This window comes from Ruegeria sp. HKCCD6647-2 (assembly GCF_057221075.1).
On the sequence record NZ_JBWVBD010000001.1, the window covers coordinates 774,676 to 794,611 of the forward strand.

Annotated in this window: 20 protein-coding genes; 10 read left to right on the forward strand and 10 right to left on the reverse strand. The window is 56.7% G+C overall.

Annotation, left to right across the window (positions count from 1 at the left end; genetic code table 11):
* Positions 1 to 193: 193 nt before the first annotated feature.
* The gene (locus tag AC2TDJ_RS03690; protein ID WP_480839349.1) at positions 194 to 1,387 is read left to right on the forward strand and encodes an NnrS family protein; all 1,194 of its coding nucleotides are present in this window, start codon (positions 194 to 196) and stop codon (positions 1,385 to 1,387) included.
* Positions 1,388 to 1,399: 12 nt separating this feature from the next.
* Here the strand turns inward: AC2TDJ_RS03690 and AC2TDJ_RS03695 are convergent, their stop codons facing one another.
* The gene (locus AC2TDJ_RS03695) at positions 1,400 to 2,449 is read right to left on the reverse strand and encodes a Hint domain-containing protein (RefSeq protein WP_480839351.1); all 1,050 of its coding nucleotides are present in this window, start codon (positions 2,447 to 2,449) and stop codon (positions 1,400 to 1,402) included.
* A 331-nt stretch (positions 2,450 to 2,780) separates the two neighbouring features.
* Between AC2TDJ_RS03695 and AC2TDJ_RS03700 the strand changes: the two genes are divergently transcribed.
* From AC2TDJ_RS03700 to AC2TDJ_RS03725, 6 genes are all read left to right on the forward strand, one after another.
* Positions 2,781 to 3,230, forward strand: coding sequence for a c-type cytochrome (locus AC2TDJ_RS03700; protein ID WP_480839353.1), 450 nt, complete (start codon positions 2,781 to 2,783; stop codon positions 3,228 to 3,230).
* 16 nt (positions 3,231 to 3,246) lie between these two features.
* The gene (locus AC2TDJ_RS03705; RefSeq protein ID WP_480839355.1) at positions 3,247 to 4,614 is read left to right on the forward strand and encodes a cbb3-type cytochrome c oxidase subunit I; all 1,368 of its coding nucleotides are present in this window, start codon (positions 3,247 to 3,249) and stop codon (positions 4,612 to 4,614) included.
* 5 nt (positions 4,615 to 4,619) lie between these two features.
* A complete protein-coding gene (locus tag AC2TDJ_RS03710) occupies positions 4,620 to 5,429 on the forward strand; it encodes an AAA family ATPase (protein ID WP_480839357.1) in 810 nt (269 codons plus the stop codon).
* 9 nt (positions 5,430 to 5,438) lie between these two features.
* On the forward strand, positions 5,439 to 7,361 hold the full coding sequence (locus tag AC2TDJ_RS03715) for a nitric oxide reductase activation protein NorD (protein WP_480839359.1): 1,923 nt from the start codon (positions 5,439 to 5,441) through the stop codon (positions 7,359 to 7,361).
* The gene (locus AC2TDJ_RS03720; RefSeq protein WP_480839361.1) at positions 7,358 to 7,906 is read left to right on the forward strand and encodes a cytochrome c oxidase subunit 3; all 549 of its coding nucleotides are present in this window, start codon (positions 7,358 to 7,360) and stop codon (positions 7,904 to 7,906) included. Before AC2TDJ_RS03715 ends, AC2TDJ_RS03720 begins: the two co-directional genes overlap by 4 nt.
* Before the next feature lie 95 nt (positions 7,907 to 8,001).
* The gene (locus AC2TDJ_RS03725; protein ID WP_480839363.1) at positions 8,002 to 8,199 is read left to right on the forward strand and encodes a nitric oxide reductase F protein; all 198 of its coding nucleotides are present in this window, start codon (positions 8,002 to 8,004) and stop codon (positions 8,197 to 8,199) included.
* Positions 8,200 to 8,255: 56 nt separating this feature from the next.
* Here the strand turns inward: AC2TDJ_RS03725 and hemA are convergent, their stop codons facing one another.
* On the reverse strand, positions 8,256 to 9,479 hold the full coding sequence (gene hemA, locus AC2TDJ_RS03730; protein WP_480839365.1) for a 5-aminolevulinate synthase: 1,224 nt from the start codon (positions 9,477 to 9,479) through the stop codon (positions 8,256 to 8,258).
* A gap of 181 nt (positions 9,480 to 9,660) precedes the next feature.
* Here hemA and AC2TDJ_RS03735 point away from each other — a divergent pair, with 181 nt between their 5' ends.
* The 3 genes from AC2TDJ_RS03735 to AC2TDJ_RS03745 all read left to right on the forward strand — a co-directional run bounded on the left by AC2TDJ_RS03735 (position 9,661) and on the right by AC2TDJ_RS03745 (position 12,000).
* Positions 9,661 to 10,353 carry a Crp/Fnr family transcriptional regulator gene (locus AC2TDJ_RS03735; RefSeq protein ID WP_480839367.1) on the forward strand — a complete coding sequence of 231 codons (693 nt, stop codon included), beginning with the start codon at positions 9,661 to 9,663 and terminating at the stop codon, positions 10,351 to 10,353.
* A gap of 223 nt (positions 10,354 to 10,576) precedes the next feature.
* Complete coding sequence (locus AC2TDJ_RS03740) at positions 10,577 to 10,945, forward strand: group I truncated hemoglobin (protein ID WP_480839369.1); 369 nt, start codon at positions 10,577 to 10,579, stop codon at positions 10,943 to 10,945.
* Positions 10,942 to 12,000: an adenylate/guanylate cyclase domain-containing protein gene (locus AC2TDJ_RS03745; protein ID WP_480839371.1), complete on the forward strand. Its 1,059-nt coding sequence runs from the start codon at positions 10,942 to 10,944 to the stop codon at positions 11,998 to 12,000. Before AC2TDJ_RS03740 ends, AC2TDJ_RS03745 begins: the two co-directional genes overlap by 4 nt.
* Before the next feature lie 6 nt (positions 12,001 to 12,006).
* On the opposite strand, the gene AC2TDJ_RS03750 is transcribed toward AC2TDJ_RS03745, so the two are convergent.
* The 8 genes from AC2TDJ_RS03750 to AC2TDJ_RS03785 all read right to left on the reverse strand — a co-directional run bounded on the left by AC2TDJ_RS03750 (position 12,007) and on the right by AC2TDJ_RS03785 (position 19,817).
* A complete protein-coding gene (locus tag AC2TDJ_RS03750) occupies positions 12,007 to 12,621 on the reverse strand; it encodes a TetR/AcrR family transcriptional regulator (RefSeq protein WP_480839373.1) in 615 nt (204 codons plus the stop codon).
* Between the two features lie 135 nt (positions 12,622 to 12,756).
* Positions 12,757 to 13,788, reverse strand: a complete 1,032-nt coding sequence (locus tag AC2TDJ_RS03755) for a sterol desaturase family protein (protein ID WP_480839375.1) — start codon at positions 13,786 to 13,788, stop codon at positions 12,757 to 12,759.
* 125 nt (positions 13,789 to 13,913) lie between these two features.
* Positions 13,914 to 14,783, reverse strand: a complete 870-nt coding sequence (ppk2, locus tag AC2TDJ_RS03760) for a polyphosphate kinase 2 (RefSeq protein WP_480839377.1) — start codon at positions 14,781 to 14,783, stop codon at positions 13,914 to 13,916.
* Between the two features lie 48 nt (positions 14,784 to 14,831).
* Positions 14,832 to 15,785 carry an alpha/beta fold hydrolase gene (locus tag AC2TDJ_RS03765; RefSeq protein WP_480839379.1) on the reverse strand — a complete coding sequence of 318 codons (954 nt, stop codon included), beginning with the start codon at positions 15,783 to 15,785 and terminating at the stop codon, positions 14,832 to 14,834.
* Complete coding sequence (gene metA, locus AC2TDJ_RS03770) at positions 15,775 to 16,692, reverse strand: homoserine O-acetyltransferase MetA (protein WP_480839381.1); 918 nt, start codon at positions 16,690 to 16,692, stop codon at positions 15,775 to 15,777. Before metA ends, AC2TDJ_RS03765 begins: the two co-directional genes overlap by 11 nt.
* A gap of 38 nt (positions 16,693 to 16,730) precedes the next feature.
* Positions 16,731 to 17,603: an ATPase gene (locus AC2TDJ_RS03775; protein WP_480839383.1), complete on the reverse strand. Its 873-nt coding sequence runs from the start codon at positions 17,601 to 17,603 to the stop codon at positions 16,731 to 16,733.
* Between the two features lie 49 nt (positions 17,604 to 17,652).
* Complete coding sequence (locus AC2TDJ_RS03780) at positions 17,653 to 18,549, reverse strand: DMT family transporter (RefSeq protein WP_480840214.1); 897 nt, start codon at positions 18,547 to 18,549, stop codon at positions 17,653 to 17,655.
* 101 nt (positions 18,550 to 18,650) lie between these two features.
* On the reverse strand, positions 18,651 to 19,817 hold the full coding sequence (locus AC2TDJ_RS03785) for an OmpP1/FadL family transporter (protein ID WP_480839385.1): 1,167 nt from the start codon (positions 19,815 to 19,817) through the stop codon (positions 18,651 to 18,653).
* Between the last annotated feature and the right edge of the window lie 119 nt (positions 19,818 to 19,936).

Below are 19,936 nucleotides of genomic sequence, written 5' to 3' on the forward strand. Positions count from 1 at the left end.
GTTGTCATCCTTGACCAAAGTCAACGGGAGGGTCGCAAACCGGTCGTCAGGTCGGGATTTTCGCGAAAAAAGGACGCTCTAAAACTTGTGTTTTCAGTTCATATTTTCCGCACGGCCTTGATTTTTGTTAAGGGGTGCGACGCCTTCCCCCACTAGACCTAGGAGAAACGCATTGAGGCCAAGGAGAGCAGGCATGTCGGCAACGATCGCACGTGTAATGGGCGAGGGCTTTCGGGTGTTTTTTCTGTCGGCGGGGCTTTATGGCCTGTTCGCGGGCGGGGCTTGGGGCGTGTGGTTGGTCACCCAGGCCGGAGCGCTTCCGGTTGAGGATCCGACCTATTCCATGTCTCCCCCCATGTGGCACGCGCATGAAATGATTTTCGGGTATGCCACCGCGGCGCTGGGTGGCTTCTTCCTGACCGCTGTCCCAAATTGGACCGGAGCACCCGACGCGCGAGCACGCTTTGTTACCATAGCGGCTGGGATTTGGTTGGCCGGGCGGGTCGCCATGTGGTATTCGGGCTCTTTGTCGCCGACACTGGTTGCCGTGATCGATTTGGCGTTCGTGCCAATTCTTGCGGCGAAAATAGCGTCTCAGCTGATCCGCCGACCCAAACCGCAGAACATGATCTTTCTGCTGCTGCTTCTCTATATCTGGGTTGCGAATCTTTTAACCCACCTGGAGTGGATTGGTGCGACCGGAGATACGCTCCAGACCGGTCTTCGCGCAGGTTTGCTGACATTATGCTCGATGATTGCCATTCTTGGCGGACGGATCACTCCTGCCTTTACCCGCAACGCGATGAAACGTGCAGGAGAACCAGAAGCAACCTGGCCGGTTTCTGTCGCGGCCTTGGATAAGGCCGGAATGATCGTCGCGCTGTTGACGCCGCTCGCTGTTCTTTTGTTGGGCGTTGGCCTTGTGTCCGGTGCGCTGGCGCTGGGTCTGGGCATTCTTCAGATAGTGCGCATGACCGGCTGGCGGTCTGGCTGGGCCGTGCGCCAGCCCATCCTGATCGCGCTGCACCTTGGCCTCGGGATGCTGGCTTTGGGATTGATCCTGTGGGGGTTTGCCGTGCTGGGTTACGGAAATGAGATCGCGGCCCTTCACGTTCTGGGCATAGGATGCGTAGGGGGCATGACACTTGCGGTCATGAGCCGTGCAGCCCTGGGACACTCGGGCCGCCCGCTGGTTGCGCCGCCGATGATGGCGCTGGCTTATGGGTTGATGGCGGTGGCGGCGATCATCAGATGGCTGGGGACAGGGCTGAGCGACGGATATCTGACCGCAATGCTGGTTGCGGATGGTTCATGGGTCTGTGCCGTCGCTTTGTATCTGATCGCCATGTGGCCCGCGCTTACGGAACCACGCGTGGCGAATGCGTAGACATGTTTCCGGTCAAAGGTGTTCGATCAGGGAACGGCTGTTCTTGATATGACGGCGAACCAAGTTGCGGACCTGCCGACCCTTGGCTGGAATCGGGCGCGCCGATGCTGGTGCAAACCCCGGAGTTCCCAGAGTCGGAAACAATTCCAATATCTCAGCGCGCGCTGAGGCCTGCACTGATTTGAGAGCCTCGGTTCCGGTGTACAGGCTTTCTGACGGCGCGCCCTCAGCGAAGATGATTTCATGCTGTTCGAACAGCATATGGTAGTACTCGACCGCCTCGGAAGTGCCATCAATGGATATACCTGGAATACCGACCAAAGCATGCGCGGCTACAAGAATTTCGCTGGCGTCAAACATGCGAATGGCGATGGCCGACCGAACCAGCATCCGGTGTTGCGGTGAAACCAGCAGGTCGCGTTTGGGCAGGGCGCTGCCCAAGGCTCCTGCATTTATCCGGATCGGACGCAATTTGGGCTTCGCTGTCAACTCGTTGGCCCCCAACTGTCGGGCGCCAATCCAGCGAATGCGTTGCGGCCCGCGGTCCAGAGTCAGAACTTCGTCTCCGGCCGAAAGTGTCTCGATGGCGCGCGGGCCATTGGGTGTCTCGATCAGCGTTCCCCGCGTGAAACATGGCACCACGGTGTTAACAGGAATGTCCGGTCCATTGTCGGTCAGAGCACCAATCGTCAGCGTCGTATTGAGCGGTGGTACAGCCCCGATGAACCCAAGGAAAAAACCCTGTTCAGCGGAGGGAAAATCAAAATCACCATCGCCGTTTTGGTCCCAGTCCATCACGCCGATTTCGTAGTTGTTCACGCCATCGTTGACCTGAATGGTATAATCCCAGGCGAACGCATTCCCCAGGTAGGTCTGCGTTGGGTCATTGGGATCCTCGTTCGAGATATTGTCGCCGTCGATAATCGTTGCATCGGCACCATCCGTGATCGTGATCTGACTGTATGCCGTGATCTGGAACGTAGTGCCTGGCTGATAAAGCTGCGCCTGACTGTTTGTCATGGTTGAGTCAGAGCGGAACGCGCCGTATATCTTGATTGCCATCTTTAACCTAACTACTTGGACCGCCTGCGATTCTGCGTGTTCGCGCAACAGGCGACAGCCTAATCACTCAAATGGTTTAGTGCCGGGTGTAAAACTGGTTTTCAAGGCTTAATCTGGGCAACTTTTGGGTAATGCGATGCGGGCACACGGCGCCGGTTTCTGAACCGTTGGCCTGCATGGTGCAGCAGACCTGCAAAAATCCGTTTCTGCCAACTGCGAAGCCGATCCCCTTAAAGTATATTCACCGGCTGGTCTTGACTTTCGTTAAGGCGACACCATGCGCGGATCGCCATTGTGCTTCTACTAGCTAATCGGCGCAAAGGAGAGCGCGATGCGAGAAGTCATGACAAAGAGCATGGCTCGCAACATCTTTTATGGCGGGTCACTGTTCTTCATTCTCATCTTTTTGGCCCTATCGGCCCATTCCCACTTGTATATCGTCAATTCCGAGAATGCGGCGAAACTTGATGAAAGCGTGGTGCGGGGTAAGCACGTTTGGGAAAAACACGCCTGCATTAACTGTCACTCGATTCTGGGCGAGGGCGCCTATTTCGCCCCCGAAGTCGGCAATGTGATGACCCGCTGGGGCGTCCTTGACGATCCGGAATCAGCCTTTGAGGCCCTCAAGGGCTGGATGGAGGCGCAACCCACCGGCATTCCCGGTCGTCGGCAGATGCCCAATTTCAACCTCAGCGACGAAGAGATCCGTGATCTGGCGAACTTCCTGATCTGGACGGACAACATCGACGCTCAGGGCTGGCCGCCCAACGAGGCAGGCTGAGAAGGGGAACGGAGCAATGAAATACGAATCCCAAAAAATCGCCTACGCCTACTTTGCAGTGGCCATGGCGCTGTTTGCGATCCAGGTGATCGGCGGCCTGCTGGCCGGTCTGATCTATGTATCGCCTAACTTTCTGAGCGAGTTTCTGCCGTTTAACATCGTGCGGATGCTGCACACCAACTCACTGATCGTCTGGCTGATCCTGGGCTTCTTCGGTGCGGCCTACTTCCTGATCCCGGAAGAGACCGAACGGGAAATCCACTCGACCAAGCTGGCCTATCTGCAGCTGATCATCCTTGTGGTCGGTACCCTCGGCGTTGTTGTGACCTATGTGTTCAACCTGTTCGAAGGCAACTGGCTGCTGGGCAAAGAGGGACGCGAGTTCCTTGAGCAGCCCAAATGGGTCAAGGCAGGCATCGTGGTTGCTGCACTGATCTTCCTCTACAACATCTCGATGACGGTGCTGAAAGGCAAGAAGACCGCGATTTCAAACATTTTGCTGTTGGGCCTCTGGGGTCTGGCGCTGCTGTTCCTGTTCGCCTTCTACAACCCGGGTAACCTGAGCCTCGACAAGCAATACTGGTGGTATGTTGTCCACCTGTGGGTCGAAGGCGTATGGGAACTGATCATGGCCTCGATCCTGGCCTACCTGATGCTGAAGCTGACCGGTGTTGACCGCGAGATCGTTGAGAAATGGCTCTATGTCATCGTCGCTGCCGCTCTGTTCTCGGGCATTCTGGGCACCGGTCACCACTACTACTGGATCGGTACGCCCGCGTATTGGCAGTGGATTGGTTCGATCTTCTCGAGCCTCGAGGTTATCCCGTTCTTCGCGATGATGGCCTTTGCCTTTGTCATGGTCTGGAAAGGCCGTCGTGATCACCCGAACAAGGCCGCTCTGCTGTGGTCTCTGGGCTGTGCGACACTTGCCTTCTTCGGTGCCGGTGTCTGGGGCTTCCTGCATACGCTGCACGGAGTGAACTACTATACGCACGGTACGCAGATTACGGCTGCCCACGGTCACTTGGCCTTCTACGGCGCCTATGTCTGCCTCAACCTGGCGATCTTCACCTACGCAATGCCTATCCTGAAGAACCGCGACCCCTATAATCAGGTTCTGAACATGGGTAGCTTCTGGCTGATGACCAGCGGCATGGTCTTCATGACCTTCGTGCTGACTTTCGCCGGAACCGTTCAAACGCACATGCAACGCGTTGTGGGCGACTACTTCATGGACGTGCAGGATCAGATTGCCATCTTCTACTGGATGCGCCTTGGTGCGGGTCTCGTAGTAGTCCTTGGTGCGCTGTTGTTCATTTACTCGATCTGGGTGCCCCGGAAAGAGATCATTGAACCCGGCGCGGCCGACACCCCTGCGGAGTGATGAAAATGGACGGCTCCATGGAACTGAAGACGGGGGCGGCTGACGCCCCCTTCTACCTGGCGCAAAGTGATGAATGCGATGTATTCACCGCCGCCTACAACAATAGCTTGCCGGTCCTGCTGAAAGGCCCGACAGGTTGTGGCAAAACCCGCTTTGTGGCGCATATGGCTGCGAAGCTGGGGCGCCCGCTATACACCGTGGCTTGCCACGATGACCTCGCCGCTGCCGACCTGATCGGGCGATATCTGCTGAAGGGTGGCGAAACCGTCTGGGTCGATGGCCCGCTGACCCGTGCGGTGCGCGAAGGTGCAATCTGTTATCTCGACGAGGTCGTCGAAGCCCGTAAGGACGTGACCGTCGTGCTGCACCCGCTAACTGACGACCGGCGCATCCTGCCGATCGATCGGACGGGAGAAGAGCTTGAGGCCGCGCCGGGCTTTATGCTGGTGGCGTCCTACAACCCCGGCTACCAGAATATTCTGAAAACCCTGAAACCCTCGACGCGGCAACGCTTTATCTCGCTGGAATTCGATTTCCCGTCGCCCGAGATGGAGGCAGAAGTCGTCGCACAGGAAAGCGGTCTGGCGCTGGAGCGCTGCAAGCCGCTGGTGCGCCTGGCAGGCAAGCTGCGTGGTCTTAAGGGTCAGGATCTAGAAGAAGGCGTTTCCACCCGTCTGGTCGTCTATGCCGCCACGCTGATCGCGCAGGGCATGTCCACCGACCGCGCCATTCTTGCCGCAATGATCGAACCTCTGACCGATGACGAGGACATCAAACGCGGGCTCCTCGATCTTGTCACGGCTGTCTTTGGGTGAGGCCGGCCGATGGTCAAGATCGACTTTGAGCCATGGGAACCCGAAGAAACGATCGGGAAACTGTGGCACACCCTTGCCAGCCGCCTCGATGCACCTGAGGTGCATGTTGGAGCCGCGGTCGACCTCTCTGAGGTCGCGGGGCGGCTGGCAGTCCTCTTCCGGGGACTTGGGGGTAGCCCGGGCGTCGAGTTGCGCCCGGTCTCGCCCGAACTATCCCACCACCGTCTGAGCTGGCGCCGCCGCCTGGCAACCGAGGCCGAACTGATGCCGCGTGCCTCGTTCGACGGAGAGGTTCTGCGCCTGCCGGATCGGTTGGCTGTTTTCCCAGCGCGCGAAGCAAACGGTGCGCTTTATGTCTGGCTGGCCGCTGCTGCTGCCCACGCCGGAACCCGAATTGACGAAGGTGATCCGCTGCGTGCCGACCTGCGCGCTCTGATCGCCGCGCAGAACATGGTCGAGGCGACGTTGGACAGCGCTCCTGGACTGCGCCCGCTTTATACCGAGCTCTGTAAGGGAATTCTGCATCACCGCGACATCCCCGACCTGCCACCCGTTGAGGCAGCGGTCGAAGAGCTCGTCCGCCACATGCTGGGCGACACGGCCCCCTTGTCACCGAAAGCCGAGCGTTTCCTGGCGCTTGACGACGACCTCACAGCCCCGCGTGGCTATCAGCATTTCCGTCCCGTTCCACTGTGGCCGGAATTGCGCGCCATTGGGTTCTCCGAACATAACGAGGTCGAGAACCCAGATACCGAAGGCCCACCCGAAGAGTCCGGGGAGAAGACTCACCGCGCGCGCCGCCGCAAATCGGATCAGGCGTCCCGCAGCGACAGCTTCATCCTGCATAAGTTCGAAGCGATCCTCAGCTGGGCCGAGTTTCTAAACATCAACCGGCGCATTGACGATGATGATCCCGACAATGCAAAGAAAGCAGCCGACGATCAGGAAGAGATCGGACTTGGCCAGATCTCCAAGGCGCCACCAACCAAGCTGAAGCTGCATCTGGATCTTGCGCCCGAGGACGTGAATCGCGAGCGTCTGTCGGGCCGAATCCTCTATCCCGAATGGGACGTACGCACGGGGCGGTACTTGCCCGACCACGTCAATGTCCTGCTGTCGGATGCCGATATTCGCGAAGATGCCGCCGAGTTCGGCAAGGATCCTGCCACCGCCCGCCGCATCCGCGCCGTCAAACGCCAGTTCGAAGCGCTGCGCCCAGGCCGCGTCATGACCCGTGGCCATCTGGACGGCGACCAGCTGGATATCGAGGCAGCTGTCCGGTCCCAAGTCGATCGCTGCGCCAATGGCGAAGGCACCGAGCGCATCTGGATGCAATCCAGACCCGAAGCCCGAGATCTGGCGGTTTCGATTCTGTTGGACGTCAGTCGCTCAACTGAGAGCGCCGTCACGGGCCGCGCCGTCATCGACATAGAACGCGAAGCACTGGCTGCGCTCGCTTGGGGCCTGAACGCCTGTGGCGACGATTTTGCAATTCACGCTTTCAGTTCGCTGAAGCGTCAGCGTGTCTATGTTCAGCGTTGCAAACGCTTTGACGAGCCGATGGGTACCATCGTCGAACAACGCATCGCTTCACTGCGTCCCGGGCATTACACCCGCCTCGGCGCCGCAATCCGCCATTGCTCAGCCGATCTGGCCGCGCAGTCGCGCAAACGCCGCCTGCTGCTGGTGATCACCGACGGCAAGCCCAACGATCTTGACCATTATGAAGGTCGCCACGGGATCGAGGACACCTGCACGTCCGTGCGCGAAGCCCGCCGCGCCGGGCAATCGGTCTTTGGCGTCACGATCGACAAAACCGGCAAAAGCTGGTTCCCACGCATGTTCGGGCAGGGCGGATTTGCCGTCATCCCCGACCCGCACCGCCTGACCATGGCGCTGCCTCAGATTTACCGGCAACTGGTCGGGGCATGAGTGACACCACACTGATCGACGAATTGCCCGGCGAGTTGCTGATGTGGGTTCTGATCGTCAGCGAACTGCTGGTCTTCGGCGCGGGCCTGATTGCCTTCATGGGCGTGCGGCTGACCGACCCGGCAGGATTCGCAGAAGCGCAATCTCACTTGTATCGCACCGGTGCGGCGCTCAACACTGCTGTGCTGGTGACTTCCGGTTTTCTGGCCGCCAAGGCGCTAGCCTGGCGGCGTGCAGCGCACCGCCGCATTGCCCGTTCTGCTCTTATTGGCGCTGCACTATTGGGTGTGGTCTTTCTGGTCGTCAAAGGTGTGGAATACGCGGGCAAGGCGGGGCAGGGCATTACTTACGAAACTCACCCGTTCTTTCTGTTCTATTATTTGCTCACGGGATTTCATGCGGCCCACGTTCTGGCAGGTGTCTTTATTCTGCTGTTGGTCGCCTGGCGCGACGATCCCCGCAATATCGAGGCTGGAGCTCAGTTCTGGCATATGGTGGACCTGGTCTGGATCATGCTGTTTCCCGTGATCTACCTGTTGGGGTGAGAAAGATGCAGACAGCTTCATCTTTTCCCAAATACTCCCGCCGGAGGCGTCCGGACTCTCTTACACTCGCCTGGCTTGGGTTGCTCGCACTCAGCGTGGCGTCCGCCTTGCTGACGTTGCTGCCGGTGCCGGACGCAATCGTCGGAGGCGGTATCCTGCTACTTGCGACGATCAAGTCGCGCATGATCCTTGCACGCTATCTGGACCTTGCCCACAGCCCGGCATGGCTTCGAGGCTTTACTATGGTGCTAACCGGTTTCTCACTACTGATCTTTGGCCTTTACCTGATTTGAAAAGGAAAAAAGCCGCTCGGGTGAGCGGCAGTTTTCCAAGCGAAGGGACGCTTTGGTTATTGGGCGGCCATCGGCATCCGTGCGATCTGACACCTTTGCCACAAGGCCGACAGAGCGCCGACAAGATGGTCGATATCCTCATCCGTATGCACGGGCGACGGCGTGATCCGCAGACGCTCGGTGCCTTTGGGAACTGTGGGATAGTTGATCGGCTGGATGTAGATGCCAAACTCTTCCAGCAGCGTGTCCGAGATGAATTTGCATTTCACCGGATCGCCCACCATCACCGGGATGATATGGCTGGGGTTCGGCAAGTGCGGAATGCCTTCGGCATCCAACCGGGCACGGACCTGAGCGACGCGGGCTTTTTGCAGATCGCGTTCTTCGGCCGACTGTTTCAAATGCCGGATGGATGCTGCCGCACCAGCGGCAATCGCCGGGGGCAGGGCAGTGGTAAAGATGAACCCACTGGCAAAGCTTCGCACAAAATCGCAAAGCGCGGCCGAGGCGGCAATATAGCCACCGACCACGCCAAACGCTTTGCCCAAGGTGCCTTCGATGACTGTCAGACGATCCATCAGGCCTTCGCGTTCGGCGATGCCGCCTCCGCGGGGACCATAGAGGCCAACAGCGTGGACCTCATCCAGATAGGTCATTGCGCCGTATTTGTCGGCCAGATCGCAGATCTCCTTGATCGGGGCGATGTCCCCATCCATCGAGTAGACCGATTCAAATGCAATCATCTTGGGCGCGTCGGGGTCCGCTGCGGCCAGCTTCGCCTCAAGGTCTTCCAGATCGTTGTGCTTCCAAATCACCTTATGCGCCCGTGAGTGGCGGATGCCTTCGATCATCGAGGCATGGTTCAGCGCATCAGAGAAGACGATCAGACCGGGAATTTTCGATGCCAGCGTCCCCAACGCGGCCCAGTTCGATACATATCCCGAGGTGAAAAGAAGCGCAGCCTCTTTTCCATGCAGATCGGCCAGTTCCGCTTCCAGCAACACATGGTCATGAGTCGTCCCCGAGATATTGCGCGTGCCGCCAGCGCCCGCACCGCAGCGATCCAGTGCGTCATGCATGGCATTGATCACCGATGGGTGCTGGCCCATGCCCAGATAGTCATTGGAACACCATATCCGCACGTCGCGCTGTATTTCCCCATCGGTCTGGCGCGCATTCGGGAACGCACCGCAACGGCGTTGCAGGTCGATGAAAACGCGGTAATTTCCCTCGTCGCGCAGGTCATTCAGGCTCTGGGTGAAATAACGCTCGTAGTCCATCTTGCTTGCTCCCCGGAATACTGGCTTTGAAGGGGAGGTTAGGCCCGTGGCGACGCAAGCGACATGACAATTGTCAAGTTTGACGCAGGAAAAGACTGGTGCAGCGGTTTCGGGTTTGGCATAGCCAGACTACAATGATGTACCGTCCAGACTATCGGACAGGGAAAAAAGGGGATGCTTCGTGGCGCACGAAGTTCAAAAAGCGATTGCGCGGCAGTCACTACTTCTAAAGAGTTTACCTGAGCAACATGTCGATACGCTGCTCAGCCACGCGATCTGGCGGCAATACGATCGGGGCGAGACGATCTTTTTGCAGGAAGAAGAGGCCAAAGCTGTTCACGTGGTGTTGGCCGGTTGGGTCAAGCTGTTTCGCATGTCGCCGACAGGGGCCGAAGCTGTCGTCAGTGTATTCACCAAGGGAGAAAGTTTTGGTGAGGCCGTAGCGTTGCGAAACGTGCCTTACCCGGTGTCCGCCGAGGCGGTCTCGCCCTGCGAAGTGATGCACATACCCAGCCCGGTTCTGCTGTCTCTAATGCGGGAGGATCCGGAAATCGGAGTATCGATTCTGGCCTCGACCTTTACGCATCTGCATTCACTTGTCGCGCAGTTGGAACAACTCAAGGCGCAGACCGGTGCGCAACGGGTGGCTGAGTTTCTGCTTAGTCTTTGCGAGATCGACGCCGGCGGTTGTGACGTGGAATTGCCCTACGACAAGATGCTGATCGCAGGGCGACTGGGCATGAAGCCGGAAAGCCTGAGCCGTGCATTCTCTCGTCTGAAATCCGTGGGGGTAAGAATCAACCGAAACCACGCGGTCATCTCGGACGTTGAGGACTTGCGGGACTATGCTGAGAGTGACCCGTCAGAGAAGTAACTGCTGGCGCAGAGTAGTTTTGAGATCGCTTCGAAATCCTTAAATCAGTTCAATTGATGTCTGGTTCGAATCCAGTGCTGGAACATCTGGAATACTGCCGCGTCACGACTCCCGGACCGGGCGGCGTGCCAGTTTGCGGACATAACTGCGCATAAAAGTTAACAAAGCTTTCATTTTGATATATTGTTGCAGTGTTAACGCCAACTATCCTGGTTTTTTTGTTGTGAGTCAGACTATTTACGATAAATACGGCGGGTTCAAAACCATCAGCCGCATCGTGATGTCATTCTATGATTTGGCATTGGATTCCGAACAGATTGGCGACCATTTCGATGATATCGACATGCCGCGTCTGATCGATCACCAGACAAAATTCGTGTCTTCGCTTGTCGGTGGCCCGGCTTCGTTCAGCGATGACCGGATCGAGGCTGTTCATCGTCACCTGAACATCACGCATGAAGATTTCGACGAAATGGGCGCTTTGCTTACCGAGGCCCTGTCCCAGCATGGTATGGCAGACGCAGACATCGAAATCGTGATGGAGGCGATTGAATCGAAGCGCTCCATTATCGTTGCCCGGACCGCCGCATGAACATTCATGCCATCAACGAGCACCTGCTTCGTGCAATCGGTGTTGGCGTTGCTGTCCTGCGGGCATCGGACATGAGCTTTATTTTTCATAACGGTCCTTTTGCCGAATGGTTCGGGACACCGGAACCCGGCCAGACTTTGTTGGATATTCTTCCCGGGCTTGACCTCAAAGAGTTGGAGGATGTCAAGCAGTCCGGTCTTCGGTATTCGGCGGAATTGCAGATCAAGCCGAAACGCCGCACATTGATTTTTGCAACCACAGTGTCTCTGGCGAACGGGGTCGAAGAACAGCTTTTGGTCGTCGAATGCCAGAATATTACACGCATTCGCGAACTGGAGAGCATGATCGACAGCTATTCGACCATGGTGGAGCGAAACACGCGCGAGCTGGAACGCGAAAAGGAAAGGGTCGAGCGCCTGCTGCTGAACCTGATGCCGCGCGCCGTATATGAAGAATTCAAAACATTCGGAGTGGTTACACCCCAGCTTTATGAAAATGTATCGGTGGTCATGCTGGATTTTGTCGGCTTCACTGATTTTACGGCCAAGACTGACCCAACCGTAACTCTGAGCGAGCTGAACGACATCTTCACCGCTTTTGATCGCATCGTGGAGCAATTCGGCTGCGAGCGGATCAAAACCATCGGGGATGCTTATCTGGCCGTTTCTGGCATGCCGGATGAAACGCCAGACCACGCCACGGCGGTAGCCCATTGCGCCGTACGATTCCTGCGGTATCTGGAGCGGCGCAACGAAAGCCACCCGCACAAGTGGCAGGCCCGGATCGGGCTTGGAACGGGCGCAGCAGTCGGCTCGGTCGTCGGGATCCAGAAATATGTTTATGACGTGTTTGGCCCGGCAGTGAACATCGCATCGCGCCTTCAGGTTTTCGCCAATCCGATGCACATTGTAGCGCCGGAAGAGATGAAATACGCCCTGATTGACGAATTCCAGATTACCGATCTGGGTCCGGTCGACATCAAGGGCATGGGGCAGATGGACTTGATCAATGTTACGTCCCGGCTGAGCACGCCGCAGAAAACCCGGATGTTCTAAATCCCTTTAGTCATCTTGGGGCAGCAGACCTAACCCTCTGAGGTATATTCCGATTCCGGATTCCAGCAGTTCCTCGGGCGGAAAGGGGGACGAAGCGCCTGTGTTGCGGGCAAATAGTTCGACAACACCGTGGCTCATGGCCCAGATATGCGCGCTGAACATCGAGGCCGGCGGGCGTTTCTCCGGAGGAATGTGCTGCGACAGGTCCGCGGCAGCTTTCTCCAGAACGCTTTTGGCGCGGTTCGCGGCGATGGCCAGTTCCGGTGTCCGATTGATCGAAATGCCGCTTTCGAACATTGCTATGTAGTGGCCGGGATGCTTGCGGGCAAAGGCCAGGTAGGCGCGCCCTGTGGCCTCGAAAGCGGCAAGTGCCGACGGCTGACCCTTGTCATAGGCAAACTGCATCAGGTCCGCGAACATTTCGAACCCTTGGCGGGCGGCCTCGGCAATCAGATCCTCGCGACCTTCAAAGTGGCGATAAACGGCAGCGGGTGTGACGCCTGCAGTCTTGGCGGCCTCGGAAAGGGTAAAGCCAGTCGGACCCTTCGCTTCGATAAGCGACAGGGCGGCCTCGATCAAGGCTTGTCTAAGGTTTCCATGGTGATACCCGCGTTTCGTCATCCGAGGTTTTGGCGCCTTTGCAGTGGAGAACATCGAAACAGTAGAGATAGAGTATCATGGTAAGTTCGTCCAACGATTGTGTGATTGGACGCAGGTATTGAAGAACAATATCCCTTTCTGTCCAATGCAGTGATTTCACCCGGCTTCAGTGGTTTCCGCCTGCGGTTCTTCAATTCCGGAGGACGGTTCATCTGGCGAGCTGACGAACGCGCTAATCCGATCTTTCTTGAACAAGGCGTATGCGTTCTTGAAGGGGCGGAGGTACAGCGCAACAGGGTCGTTCCACGTTCCGTCTTCTCCATTTCCAAGTCCGTATTCGACGTTCTCATTGGACTTCGGCGAGTAGAGAGTACCAGCACTCCAATCCCAGAAAGCGAAGATGAAACCCATGTTCTTGTCCCAATGCCTTCGGGCCTTGGAATGGTGAATCTGATGTTGTGCAGGGCTGACCAAAATGTGTTGCAACCAATTGGGATACTGCAGCCAGACGTGACTGTGGCGCAAGTTAAATGCGGCCAGGAAGAATACGAAAAGGAAAATATTTAGATCAAAGATCTGGACAAATCGCGCTCCGGTACCGAAAAACTGATCCAAAAGAGCAATCGTTACGCCGACTCCAAAAGCGCCGATCATGGATCCAATTGCTTCTTCAAATGGGTGCATTCGCGCTGCTGTCAACGGGGTCATGACCTCGGCGGAATGATGGACCTTGTGAAACTCCCAAAGGAATGGAACCCTGTGGAATAGGTAGTGCGCAACCCACAAAGCACCATCAAAGGCCAGAACCATACTAACTGTGTAAACAGCCGTGACACCCCACGATGTCTCGTCAGGGCCTGCAGGTGCAGGGCCAATGATGCCGTCGACTGTGTGGTACCAGAAGGGTGCCTGAATCAGGATTGATGCGTAAATGGCTGCGATTAAAGATTTATTGACGAAAAACATGACATAGTCCGCCTTGGCGGATTTATGCGTTAATACATCCCAGGGCAGTAACCAGTCGAGCAGTCCTTTGATGCCCTTTTTGCGGGTGTGTTCCCGGCTGCGAAAAAACACGAAAACTGCTGCAATCAATGCAGTGCCCATATAGAAAACTGACAAGCGCTGATTGGGGTCAAAGAAGATCTCTATTGGGTGCCGGAGCACCGCCAAAACGTCCTCAGTCATTTAAAACCTGCTTCCGCTCTCTAGTATTTTTGCTGAAATTATCAGACGAGCTAGGCAGCAAAAGGGCGACAATATGGCAACGTCTCACGGCTAACTCGCTTCCAGGGCGTGAACTGTAAGTTCTTTCAAGTCTCCCAGATGTCTGGCCCGCCACAAATATTCGGGTCGGGTGCTCCTACGACCTCGGCGTCTTTTGCGTCGTAGTCCAGGGCGCTGAGAACCGTTCGTATTGCTGCCAATCGTGCCCGTTTCTTGTCGTCCGAGCGGACAATGGTCCACGGGCAACGCTCGGAATGCGATCGTGTCAGGGTTTCGGCAATCGATTGAGTGTACTCGTCCCACTTGTCCAGACCGGCCACGTCAATGGGGCTGAGTTTCCATTGTTTCAACGGGTCGGTTTCGCGCGCCAGAAAGCGGTTCAGTTGTTCCGCGCGCCCGACATTCAGCCAGAATTTGAAGAGATGGATGCCGTCATTGACGAAGCCGGTTTCAAGCGGCAGGACCTGGCGAAAGAATCGCTCGCGCTCGTCAGGCTCACAGAAGCCAAAGACATTCTCGACCACGCCACGATTGTACCAGCTACGGTCAAAGAAGACGATTTCCCCGGCCGACGGGAAGTGCGAGATATAGCGCTGGAAGTACCACTGGCTGCGTTCCGCGTCCGAGGGTTTGCTGAGTGCAACGTTGCGGGCGCCGCGCGGGTTCAGGTTTTCGCGGAAACGTTTGATTGTCCCGCCCTTGCCGGCCGCGTCGCGACCTTCAAAGACGATGGCGACACGCTGGTCGGTCGCCTTGATCCAGGATTGCATCTTGACCAGCTCGACCTGAAGTGCCTCCATCTGGTTGCCGTAGTCTTTGCCCTTCATCCTTTCAGAGTAAGGGTAGGTCGGGTTCAGTATGTCGTCTTTTTTCGCGTCCTCAATGGCCTTGCGAATGTCATCCGGGGCACCTTTGCGAAAGTATTTTTCGATAGAGCCTTTTTCTGATCGGGTCATGAACGCCTCGCCACAAAATCCATAACTTAATATGGATTACGGATGGGGTTAACGCAAACCCGCGCGCTTTGCGGCGCGATCTATTGCGGCGGCGACTTCGGGGGCGGCAACGACCTGCGGCATATGACCGATACCGACCAGTTCAATCAGTTCGGCGCCCGGAATCTGTTCGATCAGACGTTCGGAATGCCAGTCGAGCCCCACCGTCGTGTCTGCGGTTCCGTGAACGATTTCTGTTGGAACAGAAATCTCTCCGTATCGTGGCTGCAGTTCGGTGATTTCGTTCAGCAGATTGGCGCGCTGTTTCGCATTGGCATGCATGGATGCCCGGCGCATGGTCAGGCCGGGGCCAAAGTGCTCGGCGTAACCTTCGGGTGCTGTTTGCGGAGCAAAAACATCATCCAAAGCCTGCGTCACGAACCAGTCTGGAACGAAGGCCGCGACCAAGGGCAGGGCCAGCGCATTCCCTACCGAGGTCGCTCCAATTGTGTTGAATGCGTCCAGCGGGGTTTCCCAAGGGATAGCGGCAGGGGCGATTAGAACAAGCGCAGAGATGTTTTCGGGCCGTGTCACTGCCCACGCGAGCGAGACCGAGCCACCATAGCTCTGCCCGGAAACGATGGGTTTTTCCGCGCCCAGTTTCGCGGCTGCCTTCTGCAAGATTTCCGCTTGTTCAATAATGGTTTCGCCGTCAGGGTTAAAGCTATCAGTGTAACCGAGGCCGGGTCGGTCGAACGCGATCACCCGATAGTTATTGGCCAGAATAGGCGCCAGCGCAAATGTCATGTCGCGTGTGTTTCCGCTTGACCCGTGGATCAGAACCACATCCGGGCCTTCGCCCATCACCACGGCATGAACAGCAATCCCGCCTATGTCGACAAACTGACCTTCCGGAGGAAAAAACTGCTCGGCCACGGCTTCCCTCTGATTGACGCGCCAAGCCGTGGCTGCAGCCAGCGCCAATAGAATAAGGCAGAGGGATATCAGGATCTTAGCGGCCAATCTTGCTCATTTCAAATGGGGTTGTCTGGTAGATCTCATTGATCCAGTTGCCATAAAGCAGGTGGGCATGGCTGCGCCATCTGTTCTGCGGCGTCTGGCTTGGGTCGTCGTCCGGATAGTAGTTCAGCGGCACGTTTATGGGCGTCCCATTGGTCACGTCGCGATCGTATTCCTGTTTCAGAGTGTCGCTGTCATATTCGAAATGGTTGAAAATATAGAGCGCCCGATGGCCTGGATCTTCAACCAGACACGGCCCGACCTCATCGCTGCCCAGCAAGGTTTTCAGGCCTGGTGCCGCGTTGATTTCATCTTGTTTCATCTCGGTCCAACGGCTGACGGGAATGACGCAATCGTCTGAGAACCCGCGCAGAAACGGGGAGGCCTGATCGAGGTTTTTGTGACGGAAACAGCCGAAAGCCTTTGCATCCAGCATGTGTTTTCGGACGCCATGAAAATGGTTGATCATCGCCATGCCGCCCCAGCACACGCCAAAGGTGGAATGCACGTTGGTCTGTGTCCACTCGAACACTTCGGTGATTTCGTCCCAATACGTGACATCGGGAAATTCCAGATGCTCGATGGGCGCGCCGGTTATGATCAGACCGTCGAATTTCTGGTCCTTTACGTCCTGAAAAGGATGATAGAACTCGGCCATATGCTCGGCGGCAGTATTCTTGGTCTGATGTTCTGTCATGCGGATCAGTGACAATTCGATCTGCAGCGGCGTTGCGCCAATCAGACGCGCAAACTGATTTTCTGTCTGAATCTTCTTGGGCATCAGATTCAACAGTCCGATCCGAAGGGGGCGAATATCCTGACGCGCGGCCTGATCTTCGGCCATGACCATAACGCCCTCTTGGGTCAGGACGTCAAAGGCAGGCAGGTCGGATGGGATCTTGATCGGCATGGTGTCACGCTGTTGAAGCTGCGAATGAATTCTGGAACTTAGGTCGGGTTGGCTTGCGCCTCAAGGGCGCCTTCGATCAACTCATCGAAATCAGCGGCGTCGCGGACTTTGCCGATGTCGTCGGCGGTTACCGTGATGCCCCAGTTCGTTGCCATGGCCTCGTAGCGGGGCTGTCGATGCGCCAGAGCGCGCGAATAAGTCCAGCGGATGAAGGCATCGGGGTCGACCTTGTCAGCCGCGCAATCGTTGAGCGACAGGTATTCGTCCCAGACCTGTGTCAGGAATTCTGGCTGATAAGACATTGGTTTGGGGGCTTTGTCGAACCGGCGGATCAGTTCGGCAGTATGCGCATCGTCCCCCTTGATCCAGACCATCAGGGTATGCCGCGACAATTCCGAAAGAACCTGATCCTTTGGGTCGTTTGGGTCCACCCACTCGCAAATCGATCCACCGGTGTCGCAAATGAAATTGGGATACTGGTACAGTTTCCGCGCGCGATCGATGAAATACTTGGTATCCAGTAATGCATGGATTTCGGCCAACCGAAACTGTTCCTGGCGCCGCCGATACTCGGAAATCTCCAACCCACCCAATTCCGGATTGCCGGGCTTACCCAGATAGGCAGCAACGGGTGTCAGGTTCTCAAATGAGATATTCGAGCCGATATATATTGAATCCGACAACAGCAGATCGCGCAGAAAGGGGACTTTCATCGCTTCGGCTTTGGCGTTGTCGGTGATGTACTCGCCCATGTACCGGGTGCCGATCCGGTAATCGATCGAGTAATGGAACCACCCGCCCGCGTCTCGTAGCTGGTTCGAGACATAGGATTTGCCTAACCCGGACATGCCGAAGAACAGCACTTTTTTGCGTGCAGCATTGCGCCAATCCTGAGCTGAGGCGTAGATCATGTTCCGCTGTCCCTTGTTTTGCCCTAGCTAAAACGGGCGGTCGGCGGCGTCAATCTCGTCTGCCGGATCGGCTGAGGATTATTAGCCCGCTGGCCAGGACCGCGAAGCCCAAATAGGCGTTCGGCGGCAGGGCTTCGTCTCGCACGAACGCCCCCAACAGGATGGCGACTGGCGGTATGATCAGGGTAACAAGCATCAGGTTGCCGCTGCCGGCTTGCGCCAGAACCCTGTAGTACAGCAGATACGCGCCGGCCGTGGCGATGATGGCGTAATACCCGATTGCTCCCCAAGTTTGCCACGGCAGGGACAGGCTTGGAATGCCGTCCAGGGCCAGTGTTATTGGTAACATCAACAGGGTCGATGCAGTCAGCATTCCCGCAGCAGCAATCTGTGGTGGCAGATGGCTCAGGTTGAAGCGGGCCCAGACAGCGGCCATCGCGTAGGACAGCGTACCGCCCAGGATAGCCAGTTGGGCAAGGCTGCCGGGGCTGAACTGGGTGAAGTTAGTCAGGCCAATCGCGATTGATACGCCCAGAAAGCCAAGGATGACGCCGATAAACCGCATACCACTGAGCCGTTCATCGCGAAAGAAAACGGAAGCCAGCAGCACACCGAATATCGCTGTCGCCGCATTGAGGATCGAGGTCAGGCCGACCTCGACATAAAGCTGGCCCCAGGCCATCAGCGAAAATGGAATGACATTGTTCAGCAACCCCATGACCAGAAATGCACCCCAGACTCGCGGCTCACGGGGAATGGATTGTCTCTGCCAAGCAATGACAAACCAAAGCACGAGACTGGCCCAAAACACGCGATGCAGGACAGATGTCATGACCGGAATGGTGTCCAGCGCGATGCGAATGGAAAGAAATGAGGCGCCCCAGATCACTCCGAGCAATACAAGCTCGGACCAGGCGCGGAGTGTGAGTGACTTCTGTGGTTCCATCCCTTGGTTTTTCATCCCCGTCCAGCAATAGCGACCCGTATCTTGGGAAAAAAAAAGCCCCGCCGCAGAGGCGAGGCTTTGTCATGATGATTTCGCTTGGATCAGCCCAGATCGTAGGTGATCTGGAACCCGACGCTCCACGCGCTGTTGCCGGTGAAGGTTGCTCGGGCGTTGGGGCCAGCGCCATTGGCTGTTGCGTCTCCGATGTCGGTATAGCGGATGCCACCCGAAATCTTAGCGTTTTCAAGCGAGTAAGTTCCACCGACACCGATGCTCCAGAACCCGTCTGTCGGGCCCAGGTTGGACACCGGATTACCTTCGGACGATTCATAGCCCAATGTGACTGCGCCCGAAAACTCCTCTGAGAAGCTGTAGCCCAAACCCAGCGAATAGGTGAAGGTCGCATCCTGGTAGTCTACGAGGTTCGAAGTCGGCGGATAGTTCGGCGGGTTGTATACAAGTTGCGGCCAGTCGACCCAGCGAACCGAACCAAACAAAAGGGTCCTGGGCGCAACACCGGTTTGAAAGTCCAGGTTGATGGACTGCGGTGTTTCAATTTCGCTTGTTGTGTTGAACGTCGCGACCGTCCCCGGTGGAATTGGCGGAACAGGTGGCGGGTTCAGTGACTCGGTCTGTGACAGGTCATGAGTGATTTTCGAATTGTACGTCAAGGCCACTCGCGCAGCGATCTCGGGCTTTTCCCATGCAATACCGACAACATATCCGAAATCAATTTCGGCGTCCGTATCGACTTCGTAACCGGCGGCAATCGGTACGGCCACATTGGCCTTCACCCGCTGTGCGCGTACCCCGCCAATGGCGCTGAATCCGCCGTCAAACTTGTAACGCAGCAATGCGGTGATTGCGTCCGTGTCGGCCTTTGCACGCAGCACATCCGAACGACCGCCCGGAATCGGGTTGATCGACAGCGGATAGTTGGCCGCATAGTCGATGTCGGCGCCAAACGGTTGATCGTAGATCAATGCGAAATCCAGCGTTTCGTTCAGCGCTCTTTTATAAGCCAGATGTGGCGTGAAAAAGTCGTTGGTGACGTTGCCGGATGAGACCGGCTGTCCGAAACTTGGGCCCGGTGTCAAATTCGGCATCGTGCCGCTGACGCTGGGATTGGTATAGCCAAGTCGAAACTGTACTACCGACCCTTCTTCGAACAGGATGTTTACACCCTGACCGCTTCGATCGAGACCGCCTGCCTGTACTGCTGTCGCCCCTACGCAAATTGCGCACGCTTGAAAAAGCGTTCTTTTCATTAGGTCCTCCCTACACTGTCCGTTCATTTGCCTATGCGCAAAGTTTCAGCGCACATCCCCGGCTCATGAGATTGGCTGATACAACATTAGACATAAAGAAATCGTCAACTGGTAACCGA